The sequence below is a fragment of the Pseudomonas sp. R11-23-07 genome, from assembly GCF_003852295.1.
GTDB lineage: Bacteria > Pseudomonadota > Gammaproteobacteria > Pseudomonadales > Pseudomonadaceae > Aquipseudomonas.
Genome location: NZ_CP027761.1, coordinates 1,999,245 through 2,010,762, shown reverse-complemented (window position 1 = coordinate 2,010,762; position 11,518 = coordinate 1,999,245). Strand labels below are relative to the sequence as shown.

General features: G+C 60.9%; 10 protein-coding genes. 6 read left to right on the top strand and 4 right to left on the bottom strand.

The features are described from left to right. The first annotated feature begins 28 nt into the window (after positions 1–28). The 3 genes from C4J84_RS09280 (at position 29) to C4J84_RS09270 (ending at position 5,012) form a co-directional block, all read left to right on the top strand. Positions 29–682: an HAD family phosphatase gene (locus C4J84_RS09280; protein WP_124370217.1), complete on the top strand. Its 654-nt coding sequence runs from the start codon at positions 29–31 to the stop codon at positions 680–682. Positions 683–1,048: 366 nt separating this feature from the next. Beyond that, entirely contained in the window at positions 1,049–3,130 is a 2,082-nt protein-coding gene (locus tag C4J84_RS09275; protein ID WP_177412744.1) for a carboxy terminal-processing peptidase, read from the top strand. A gap of 118 nt (positions 3,131–3,248) precedes the next feature. Next, the gene (locus C4J84_RS09270) at positions 3,249–5,012 is read left to right on the top strand and encodes a bifunctional diguanylate cyclase/phosphodiesterase (RefSeq protein ID WP_124435204.1); all 1,764 of its coding nucleotides are present in this window, start codon (positions 3,249–3,251) and stop codon (positions 5,010–5,012) included. On the opposite strand, the gene C4J84_RS09265 is transcribed toward C4J84_RS09270, so the two are convergent. The 4 genes from C4J84_RS09265 to C4J84_RS09250 all read right to left on the bottom strand — a co-directional run bounded on the left by C4J84_RS09265 (position 5,009) and on the right by C4J84_RS09250 (position 7,363). Then, a complete protein-coding gene (locus C4J84_RS09265) occupies positions 5,009–5,380 on the bottom strand; it encodes a hypothetical protein (protein WP_005786715.1) in 372 nt (123 codons plus the stop codon). The two genes, C4J84_RS09270 and C4J84_RS09265, sit on opposite strands and share 4 nt — an antisense overlap. Then, the gene (locus C4J84_RS09260; protein WP_124435203.1) at positions 5,377–5,715 is read right to left on the bottom strand and encodes a helix-turn-helix transcriptional regulator; all 339 of its coding nucleotides are present in this window, start codon (positions 5,713–5,715) and stop codon (positions 5,377–5,379) included. Before C4J84_RS09260 ends, C4J84_RS09265 begins: the two co-directional genes overlap by 4 nt. A gap of 96 nt (positions 5,716–5,811) precedes the next feature. After that, entirely contained in the window at positions 5,812–6,267 is a 456-nt protein-coding gene (locus tag C4J84_RS09255) for a YkvA family protein (protein WP_124362037.1), read from the bottom strand. A gap of 346 nt (positions 6,268–6,613) precedes the next feature. After that, the gene (locus C4J84_RS09250; RefSeq protein ID WP_124370213.1) at positions 6,614–7,363 is read right to left on the bottom strand and encodes an FKBP-type peptidyl-prolyl cis-trans isomerase; all 750 of its coding nucleotides are present in this window, start codon (positions 7,361–7,363) and stop codon (positions 6,614–6,616) included. 245 nt (positions 7,364–7,608) lie between these two features. On the opposite strand from C4J84_RS09250, the gene C4J84_RS09245 reads away from it, so the two are divergent. From C4J84_RS09245 to C4J84_RS09235, 3 genes are read left to right on the top strand one after another with little or no spacing between them, the layout of a single operon-like run. After that, positions 7,609–9,417: a cytochrome c gene (locus C4J84_RS09245; protein ID WP_124435202.1), complete on the top strand. Its 1,809-nt coding sequence runs from the start codon at positions 7,609–7,611 to the stop codon at positions 9,415–9,417. 29 nt (positions 9,418–9,446) lie between these two features. Beyond that, entirely contained in the window at positions 9,447–10,580 is a 1,134-nt protein-coding gene (locus C4J84_RS09240; protein WP_124435201.1) for a catalase family protein, read from the top strand. A gap of 13 nt (positions 10,581–10,593) precedes the next feature. Beyond that, positions 10,594–11,460, top strand: coding sequence for a GNAT family N-acetyltransferase (locus C4J84_RS09235; RefSeq protein WP_177412743.1), 867 nt, complete (start codon positions 10,594–10,596; stop codon positions 11,458–11,460). Positions 11,461–11,518: the final 58 nt, after the last annotated feature.

Sequence of the window (11,518 nt, the reverse complement as noted above, 5' to 3'; positions counted from 1 at the left end):
GGCGACGATTGACTGAGAGAGCAGACGGATGGCATTGGTAATTTTTGATCTGGACGACACCCTGATCCACGGCGACTGCGCCACGTTATGGAGCGCACAGATGGGCCGCCTGGGCTGGGTCGACCCTGAATCCTTCATGCGCAGGAACGACGAACTGATGGCGGCCTACAGCCGGGGCGAGTTGCGCATGGAAGATTTCATGGATTTCAGCCTGGAGCCGATGATCGGCCGCACCCCGGAAGAAATCGAACACTTGGTGGAGCCCTGGGTCGAGGACGTGATCGAGCCGCTGATCTATAGCGACGCGACCAAGACCATCGCCCGGCACCGCGCCAATGGCGACCGGATCCTGGTGATTTCCGCCTCGGGTACGCACCTGGTCAAGCCGATTGCGGCGCGCATCGGTATCGACGAAGTGCTCGGCATCGAGCTGGATGTCAGCCATGGCGTGTACAGCGGTGGTACGGTAGGCGTACTGACTTACCGCGAAGGCAAGATCACACGGCTGCTGGCGTGGTTGGAGCAGGAAGGTGAAAACCTGGAGGGCGCGTATTTCTATTCGGATTCGCGCAATGACCTGCCGTTATTGCTCAAGGTGGACCATCCGCAGGTGGTCAACCCGGACCCGGTACTGCGCGAACACGCAGAAAACGCCGGCTGGCCGATCCACCATTGGGTCTGAACCCCCCGGGATCCCCCTGTGGGAGGGGGCTTGCCCCCGATCGCGGTCTATCAGATGAAACATTCTTCACTGATACACCGCCATCGGGAGCAAGCCCCGTCCCACTCTGGAATTCAGCGCGATGAGCGTTCGCTGTCACCTCAGGGATGCGAACTTGGCCTACATCCCATGTAGGAGTGAGCTATTCCACGACTCGACATGCCCCTCAACGCCTTGCAATGCTTTCACAGTGCCTCCATAGTGAGTCCGGACTGAGCCCGTAGCAGTAGCGCCGGGCTTTTTGCATTATGCGACCGGACCATATGGAACCGGCTCCCTCAAAGACGGCCTAATATGCGTTATCAATTGCCCCCGCGTCGAATCAGCATGAAGCATCTGTTCCCCAGCACCGCCCTCGCTCTTTTCATTGGTCTCGGCTTCGCGTCGATGTCGACCAATACGTTCGCAGCCAATAGCTGGGACAACCTTCAGCCTGATCGCGATGAGGTGATTGCCAGCCTTAACGTCGTCGAGTTGCTCAAGCGCCATCACTACAGCAAGCCGCCGCTGGACGACGCGCGCTCGGTGATCATCTACGACAGCTACCTCAAGCTGCTGGATCCGTCGCGCAGCTACTTCCTGGCCAGTGATATCACTGAGTTCGACAAATGGAAGACCCAGTTCGACGATTTGCTCAAGAGCGGCGACCTGCAGCCTGGTTTCACCATCTACAAGCGTTACCTGGACCGTGTCAAAGCGCGTCTGGACTTCGCTTTGGGTGAGCTGAACAAAGGCATCGACAAGCTCGACTTCACCGAGAAGGAAACCCTTCTGGTGGATCGCAAGGACGCCCCTTGGCTGACCAGCACCGCCGCACTCGACGACCTGTGGCGCAAGCGCGTCAAGGACGAGGTGCTGCGCCTGAAGATCGCTGGCAAAGAGCCTAAGGCCATCCAGGAACTGTTGACCAAGCGCTACAAGAATCAACTGGCGCGCCTGGACCAGACCCGTGCCGAAGACATCTTCCAGGCTTACATCAACACATTCGCGATGTCCTACGACCCGCACACCAATTATCTGTCGCCAGATAACGCGGAAAATTTTGATATCAACATGAGTCTGTCCCTGGAAGGCATCGGTGCCGTCCTGCAAAGCGACAATGACCAGGTCAAGATCGTGCGCCTGGTACCGGCAGGTCCGGCGGACAAGACCAAGCAGGTCGCCCCGGCCGACAAGATCATCGGTGTGGCCCAGGCCGACAAAGAGATGGTCGATGTGGTCGGCTGGCGCCTGGACGAAGTGGTCAAGCTGATCCGCGGACCCAAAGGCAGCGTGGTGCGTCTGGAAGTGATTCCGCACACCAATGCACCGAACGACCAGACCAGCAAAATCGTGTCGATCACCCGTGAAGCGGTGAAGCTCGAAGACCAGGCCGTGCAGAAGAAAGTCCTCAACCTCAAGCAGGATGGCAAGGACTACAAGCTGGGCGTGATTGAAATCCCGGCCTTCTACCTGGACTTCAAGGCCTTCCGCGCCGGTGACCCGGACTACAAGTCCACCACCCGCGACGTGAAGAAAATCCTCACGGAACTGCAGAAGGAAAAAGTCGACGGCGTGGTCATCGACCTGCGCAACAACGGCGGCGGTTCCCTGCAGGAAGCCACCGAGCTGACCAGCCTGTTCATCGACAAGGGCCCGACCGTGTTGGTGCGCAACGCTGACGGCCGTGTCGACGTGCTGGAAGACGAGAACCCGGGCGCCTTCTACAAAGGGCCGATGGCATTGCTGGTCAACCGTCTCTCGGCCTCGGCTTCGGAGATTTTCGCCGGCGCCATGCAGGACTACCACCGCGCGCTGATCATCGGTGGGCAGACCTTCGGCAAAGGCACCGTGCAGACCATCCAGCCGCTGAACCATGGCGAGCTCAAGCTGACGCTGGCCAAGTTCTACCGGGTTTCCGGGCAGAGCACCCAGCATCAGGGCGTACTGCCGGACATCGACTTCCCGTCGATCATCGACACCAAGGAAATCGGCGAGAGCGCCCTGCCCGAAGCCATGCCGTGGGACACCATCCGTCCTGCGATCAAGCCGGCGTCGGACCCGTTCAAACCGTTCCTGACCCAGCTCAAAGCTGACCACGACACGCGCTCCGCCAAGGACGCCGAGTTCGTCTTCATCCGCGACAAGCTGGCCCTGGCCAAGAAGTTGATGGAAGAGAAAACCGTCAGCCTCAACGAGGCGGATCGTCGCAAGCAGCACGCCGACATTGAAAATCAACAGCTTGTCCTGGAAAACGTGCGCCGCAAGGCCAAGGGCGAAGAGCCGCTCAAAGAGCTGAAGAAAGAAGATGAAGATGCACTGCCCACCGAGGCAGATAAAACCAAGCCGGAAGACGACGCCTATCTGGCCGAGACCGGTCGCATCCTGCTGGACTACCTGAAAATCACCAAGCAGGTGGCCAAGCAGTAAATGATGGCAATTTAATGTGATCGCTCCTCGGAGTGTCATCATATAGACATCATTCTGTCGTGAAATAAAGGACCGCAGGCTTCACGCATGCGGTCCTTTATTTTCGCTCGAGATTGCCATGACCATGACCGAACAGCTGGATGCACTGGGCTCTATCCTGGCTCAAGGCAGTTTGCACAGCCTGTTCCAACCCATCATCTGCTTGTCTGAACGGCGCGTTCTCGGCTACGAGGCCCTCAGTCGCGGCCCGTCCAACAGCCCGCTGCATTCCCCCGTCGCGCTGTTCTCCATCGCCAGCCATGCCGGGCGCCTGAGCGAACTGGAAATGGCCTGCCGTGCGAGCGCCTGCCGACGCTTCAGCGAACAAAAGCTGCCGGGCAAGCTGTTTCTCAATATCTCGCCGGAATCCCTGATGGAGACGGCGCACCAACCCGGACGCACGCTGCAGCTGCTGCGCGACTTCGGGATCGCCCCCAGCCAGGTGGTGATCGAACTCACCGAACAAACCCCCACTGATGATTTCCAGCTGTTGCAGACCGCGTTGCATCATTATCGCGACATGGGCTTTGCCATCGCTCTGGATGACCTGGGCGCCGGTTACTCCAGCCTGCGGTTGTGGTCGGAGCTGCGCCCGGATTATGTGAAGATTGATCGGCACTTTATCGACGGCATTCACCAGGACGCCCTCAAGCGCGAATTCGTCGGCTCGATCATGCAGATCGCCAAGGCATCCCGCGCCCAGGTGATCGCCGAAGGGATCGAACTGCCGGAAGAGTTGGCGGTGTTGACGGACATGGGCGTCGATCTGGTCCAGGGCTACCTGCTTTGCCGGCCCCAGGAACAGCCGCCGCAAGAAGCACGCTTGATGCTGCCCAAGCCGGATAACGCCAATATCGCGCTCAGTGAAGAAGGCAGTGACCTCAGCGCCCTGCTCAATGAACAGCCGGCGGTGGACCAAAACACCGCAACCGCCCAGGTGCTCGAATCCTTCCGCCGCCAGGCCAATCTCAACTCACTGGCGGTGCTCGATAGCCGTGGCCACCCGGTCGGCATTGTGCATAGACACTCGCTGTCGGACGCGCTGCTCAAACCCTTCGCTACCGACCTGTTCGCCCGCAAGCCGATCAGTCGCCTGATGAGCGACGACTTCCTGGCCGTGGAGTTGAGCCAGTCCCTGCAGCAGGTCAGCCGCTTGCTGACCAGCCGCGCGCGGCAACGCATTGAAGAAGATTTCATCATTACCTTGAACGGCGACTACCTGGGCCTGGGCCGGGTCATCGATGTGCTCAAGCTGATCACCGAGCTGAAAATCCAGCAGGCGCGTTACGCCAACCCGCTCACCCTGCTACCGGGCAACGTGCCGATCCAGCAGTGCCTGACGCGTCTGCTGCAGCAGCAGCGTGAATCGGTGATCTGCTACGTGGACATCGACAGCTTCAAGCCATTCAACGATATCTACGGTTATGGGCGCGGGGATGAGGTGCTGTTGTGCCTGGCGCAGTGCCTGAACGATCGGGTCGACCCCAGCCGCGACTTTGTCGGGCATATCGGTGGCGATGACTTTTTACTGGTGTTGGGCCCACAGGACTGGCGCAAACGCCTCAATCAACTGCTGGATGACTTTCACACCCAATGCCGGCGCTTCTACCGCGCCGAGCACCTCGATGCCGGCTGCTTCGTCGCACTAAACCGCCAGGGCGTACGCCAGGAGTTCGCATTGCTTTCACTGTCGATTGGGGTGGTGCATTTGTATCCACAGGCCTGTGCGCAACTCGATGCCAGCCAGTTGGCGGAACTGGCGTCGCAGGCCAAGCATCATGCCAAAGCAGTGGCCGGCTACAGCATCCATGTGATCGACAGCGTGGACCTGCTGCCCGCTTAGGCTTCGGCGGATTCCGGGTACTCGTACTCGAACACCCGCACCACCTCCGAAGCGTGCCAAGAGGCGGCGGCCACGCCGTCGGAAGGCCCGCTGAAACGCCCCAGGCGCTCCACACATTCAAAGAACCCCGTACGCGGCAGGCGGCTGGCGCCCTGGCTTATCACCAGCGAGCTGCGCAGCGGCTGCTCGGCCTTGGCGTCCAGCGCCGCCAGGTGCTCCAGGGCGGCGGCCAGGGTCTGCATCGCCGGCGTCGGGAACTGCAAGCGCTCGAGCAGCGCACGGTAGGTCAGCAGATGGCGCTGGCGGCGTGCCTGGTCCAGTTCGTTGAGTAACCCATCCCAATGTTGACGGCTGATACGTAGACTCACGATTCTTCCCTCCAACCTGCAACGCCCAATTCCCAGGCCAGGCTGCGGCGAATAGCGGCATCCGGCTGGCGTTCACCCGTTTCAATCAAACCCAGGTACGAGGGGCTGATACCCACCGTGCGCGCCAGGGTTTCGATGGCCAGGCCCTTGGCTTCACGCAGGCCGCGCAGGGCTGCGAGCGGGCGCAGGTCCTGGTCGGTGAGAGTGGGTGCGGCAGGGGAAGGAGCGAATGTGGGGGGTTGCTGACCGGCCGCTTTTAGCAGCGCCTGGTACTGGTCCCATGGCAACACCGCATATTCGGGTTCGCCATTGCGTGAAATGATCTGGATATCCATGACTGCCCCGTAGGATAAAAACACTTACTAAGTAAGTTCTTTCCTTAGAAGTGTAATCCTAACAGCCACAGAGGTCGCAGAGGATAGTCCATAGCATTAGTTTTTTTGCGGATTTTCCCGGGCGAGCAGCTCGGGCGTGGCGGGCAGGCGCTCGACCACGGCCAGCTTTTCCGGGCGCTGCGCGTCACGCCAGGCACGAAACGCGCTCAGCTCGCCGCTCAGGGTCTTCATGACCCATGCCAGCACGGCGATGTCGTCGAGCATGCCGAACATGGGGATAAAGTCCGGGATCGCGTCAATCGGACTGAGGAAGTACATCAGCCCCGCCACCACCGAGATCAACGCCTTGGGGCTGATCGCCCGATATTCGCCGCGCCAGTAGGCCAGGCACAGGGCCTGGAGCAACTTGAGATCATCCTTGAGCTGGCCCAGGCGATTGCCCTGGCTTGAGCCCTTGGCAGCGACCGCGAACAGCAGCGTTGGCAAACGGCCACGCCCGAGCAGACGTGCGGCCATGGGCAGGAAGCGGGTGAAATTGAAGGGTGGTTTCATGGGTCACTCCAGTTCCATACGACAGAAAGGTTATCCACACAAATTGTGGATAACCTTGTGAACAGAGCCTTTTTTCATGGCTGAAAGCCACGGACTACAAGGCTTGCAGTCAGATCGGGCGTTTTTTGCGCACATCAAAAAAACCCAAGATTTCATTGACTTGGCAGGCGTGTGCGGCTACCCGTGCTCGAGTTTTATATCAGACTGCTTCAGGTTGCGGACGTTCGTTTGGATTTGCCCGGGCGTTGTGCGGCGGCTCGCGAGCCTCACCGGGGGTTTGCAGCGCCTCAAACTCCATAAACGACAACGCCCCGTCGAAACGGGGCGTTGTCTGTTCAAGCGCCGATTACTTCTTGGCGGCAGGTGCAGCAGGTGCAGCGGGTGCGGCAGCGGCGTCAGCCTTGGCTGGGTCCTTGATGGCCAGCAGCTCCAGGTCGAATACCAGCACAGAGTTGGCTGGAATCGTCGGGCTCGGGCTCTGGGCGCCGTAAGCCAGGTCGGACGGGATGTACAGCTCGACCTTCTCGCCTACGTGCATCAGTTGCAGGCCTTCGACCCAACCTGGGATCACGCCGCTGACCGGCAGGTCAATCGGGCTGCCACGGTCTACGGAGCTGTCAAAGGTGGTGCCGTTGGTGAGCTTGCCGGTGTAGTGAACAGTCACCACGTCGGTCGGCTTAGGCTGGGCGCCGTCGGCTTTCTTGACGATCTTGTACTGCAGACCGGAAGCGGTGGTGACGACGCCGTCTTTCTTGGCGTTGTCTTCGAGGAATTTCTTGCCGGCTGCGGCCGACTCTTCGCTCATTTTGGTCATGCGCTCTTCAGCGCGCTTTTGCAGCGCGGCAAAGGCTTCAACCAGTTCGTCGTCCTTGAGCTTCTGCTCTTTCTTGCCGACCGCATCTTCAATGCCTTGGGCTACCGCTTTGGAGTCCAGGTCATCCATGCCTTCCTGGGCAAGGCTTTTGCCCATGTTCAGGCCGATGCCGTAGGAAGCTTTTTGCGCCGGGGTTTTCAGCTCTACGCTGGTCTGCGAATCACAACCCGCAAGTACCAGGCTAACCAGGGCCACCGCCGCCGCCAACCGATGCTGTTTCATGCTATTTCCTTGTTCATGCGCCAAAAGGGCATTCGAATAAAGTCGCGAGCTTATCAGGCGGCCACGACCAATGGCTACCGGCATGTGAGCAGGAAACGTCTGATAAGTTCACGTGTTTAAAAGCATTTCATCCATGATGAAGGCCCGCGACGGATCGTGGGACGGCCACTACCAGGCTCATGGCCACTTGCCGCACCCTTGGCGTAGTGGCATAACAACGTGATAACTCGACAAGGATAGTTAACTTGCGCATTTTTTCCCGTGTATTGCTCGTGATCCTCACAGCCCTGGGCCTGATTCTGGCCGTGGTGCTCTACTACATCGTCAACCCCAAGCTGCCGGATTACGTGCCCGTGGAGCAGGTGCACTACCAGGATCAATGGAGCGCCGCCGACCGCCAGACCTATTACTTCACACCCCAGGGCACCCAGGTCAAAGGCCTGCACTACGACTGGTTCAGCGCCCTGGAGCTGCCGTTTTCCGAGCGCCGTTTTGCCACGCCTGAGTACCTGGCCCGTTTCGGTTTCCTGGTCGACCCCAAGCAAGTGCCCACCACGCAAAACCCCGGCAACCTGCCTGTAGGTTTCGCCCGGCATAAAAATGCCGGCAGCGACGTTGAATACCTGGATATCACCTGCGCCGCCTGCCACACCGGCGAGTTGCACTTCAAGGGCCAGGCTCTGCGAATCGACGGTGGCTCAGCCCAGCATGTACTGCCGTCGAGCGTGCCGACCTTGCGCGGCGGCAGTTTCGGCCAAGCCCTGGTCGCCAGCCTTGCGGCGACTTATTACAACCCATGGAAGTTCGAGCGCTTCGCCCGCCAGGTCCTGGGCGACCGCTACGAAGCCGAGCACAGCCAACTGCGCCGGGACTTCAAACAATCGCTGAACAGGTTCCTCAAGGTCGCCTGGAACGATACCCACCGTGGCCTCTACCCCACCGAAGAAGGGCCGGGGCGCACCGACGCCTTCGGCCGCATCGCCAATGCCAGCTTCGGCGATGCCATTTCGCCGCAGAACTACCGCATCGCCAACGCCCCGGTGGACTACCCGCAGCTGTGGGATATCTGGACCTTCGACTGGGTGCAATGGAACGGTTCGGCCCAGCAACCCATGGCACGCAATATCGGTGAAGCCCTCGGCGTGGGCGCGACCCTGGACTTCTTCGACGCTGCCGGCCAGCCTTTGCAGGGCGACGCGCGCTACCCGTCCAGCGTACGCGTGCGTGATCTGAACCTGATCGAAGAAACCTTGCAGCGCCTCAAGGCGCCCACCTGGCCCGAAGACCTGTTCGGCGCCATCGACAAACCGCTCGCCGCTCAAGGCCGCGCACTGTTCGCGGAAAACTGCGCCGGTTGCCACGTGCCCAGCGTCACCCAGGACAAGGGTCGCCCGGTGCAACAATTGAAGATGCTGGCGGTGGACTACATCGGCACCGACCCCAACACCGCCAACAACATTGCCGACCAGCGCTACGACCTCAGCGCCCTGCAATGGGATCCAGCGGAACTGGCCACGCTCAATGTGCAGCTGCACCCCACACCAACCAAGCCACTGGACCCCAAACACCTGTCCGTGGCCCAGGGCCTGGCATATGTCACCGCGCTCGTTGAAGAACACGCCTACCGCGCCGCAGGCGTGACTCCTGCCGAACGCCCCGGCCTGGATGGGTTTGGCCTGCCCATCGGGGTCAGGGAATTACGTGCTTACAAAGCCCGGCCGTTGGCGGGCGTGTGGGCCACCCCGCCGTTCCTGCACAACGGTTCCGTGCCGACGATTTACCAGTTGCTTTCACCCCAGGATGAACGCAGCAGCACCTTCTATAAAGGCACGTTCAACTATGATCCGCGCCATCTCGGCTTTGAGACCGACGCGTTCAAGAATGCCTTTGTGTTCGATACCAAAATTACCGGCAACCACAACAGCGGCCACGAATTCCGTGCCGGCCAGCGTGGCAACGGCGTGATCGGCCGGGGCTTGCTCCCCGAAGAACGCTGGGCGCTGCTGGAATACCTCAAAGTGCTGGGCGGCCCCTTGGAGCAACAGTTGCCATGATGATCCGATCACCCCACAAGGAACCCTCCATGCTCGCGCGTATCTGGCTGCGTCTCGGCGCCTTCGTTGGCAAAACATTGCTGTGGCTGGTGGGCCTGGGCTTGCTGGTATGGCTGGCCGCGAGCCTGTGGTTCGCCTGGCAGCACAGCGGCCCGGTGTCGCCGGACGAACAGATCCCTCCAGGTGAAGCCGCCATGACCCAGGGCATCATTCAGACGGCGGTACGCATCGTCGACCAGCACCGCGAAGGCACGCGCTACCTGCGCGATGCCCACGCCAAGGCGCATGGCTGTGTGAAAGCCGAAGTCAGCGTGCTGGCCGACCTCGACCCGGCCTTGCGCCAGGGTGTGTTCGCCGAGCCGGGCAAAACCTGGCAGGCGACGATGCGCTTGTCCAACGGCAATGCCTACCCGCAATTCGACAGCATCCGCGATGCCCGCGGCATGGCCATCAAACTGCTGGATGTACCGGGCAAACAGCTGATGGCCGATCAGCAAGCGCGCACGGAACAGGACTTCGTGATGTTCAGCCACCCGAACTTCTTTGTCAGCGATGTGGCCGAATATGCTCAGAACATCGGGGCCCAGGCGGATGGCAAGAAAGTGCTGGCGTTCTTCCCCAAGGCCGACCCACGCACCTGGCAGATACGCCACCTGTTCATCGCCCTGGCAACCCTCGCCCCCGCCCCGGCCAGCCCGACGCAGACCACCTACTTTTCGGTTTCGCCTTACAAGTTCGGTGCGGCCAACGCCAAGTTCCGCGTCGCCCCCGACCCGCAAAGCTGCCCGGAATATACGTTGCCCAAACAGAACCTGGACCTGCCGAACTTCCTGCGCAGCGCCCTGAACCAGCAGCTCTCCACCGACCGCGTACCGGCGTGCTTCGTGTTGCAGATCCAGCGACAGAACCCGCAGACATTCATGCCCATCGAAGACACCAGCATCGAATGGAAGGAAAGCGACGCCCCTTTTGAAACCGTGGCCAAGGTGCGGGTTCCGGCGCAGGACTTCGACACGCCCGCGCTGAATCTCGCCTGTGACAACCAGTCATTCAACCCCTGGTTCGGCGTGGAAGAACACCGCCCCATCGGCGGCATCAACCGCCTGCGCAAGGCGGTGTACGAGGCCGTCAGCGATTATCGCCACAGCCGCAACGCACCGTAGGCTCGGAGCCTGCATGCCAGCAGAGGAAACCGATGTGAGTTGCGCTTACCTGTATCGCCCGGCAACCGCCGCCGACATGCCCGCCGCCCATGCACTGTCCGTGCACCTCAAATGGCCGCACCGCGAGGAAGACTGGGCGATGGTGCAGCGCACATCCGAAGGCTTCGTCGCCGAACAGGACGGTGTCTTGGCGGGCGTTGCATTCGCCTGCCATCAGGGGGCCTATTCGTCCATCGGCCTGGTGATCGTCAGTCATCAGCACCAGCGCAAAGGCATCGGGCGTCGCTTGATGAATCTGTGCCTGGACAGCGTGGGCCCGCGCACGCCGATCCTCAATGCCACTGAGTCAGGCGCGCCGCTGTACGCCAGCATGGGGTTCGTTGAATTTGCACGGATTCAGCAACATCAGGGCGTGCCGCAGACGCCGGAGCCCCTACCCGAGACCCGCCACGCGCAATGTCGCGTACTGAACCGGGCCGACTACCCCAAGGTAATCGAACTGGCCAATGCCGCCAGTGGCCTGGACCGCACTGGTGTACTCAACGACCTGCTGCCGACGGCCGAGCACGTGGTGGGTATCGAGGTAGAGGGGCACCTGCAAGGGTGCGCCCTGCTGCGCCAATTTGGTCGCGGCCACCTCATTGGCCCCGTCGTCGCGCAACACCCGGAGCAGGCCCGACACTTGATCACTTACCTTCTTCGGTTGATCCCGGGTGCGTTCGTGCGTTTCGATATTCCCACCGCATGCGGGTTGGCCGACTGGCTGGAAAACCTGGGGCTGCCCTGCGTGGATAACGCGCCACGGATGGTGCGCGGTGTGCCGCCCCGATCAAGCGCCGGGGTCACCGAGTTTGCGCTGGTGACCCAGGCGATCGGCTGAAGCACAAAGCCTGCCGGGCGGATTCAGCAGATTAGCCCTTGCCGGGTTGAATAACGGG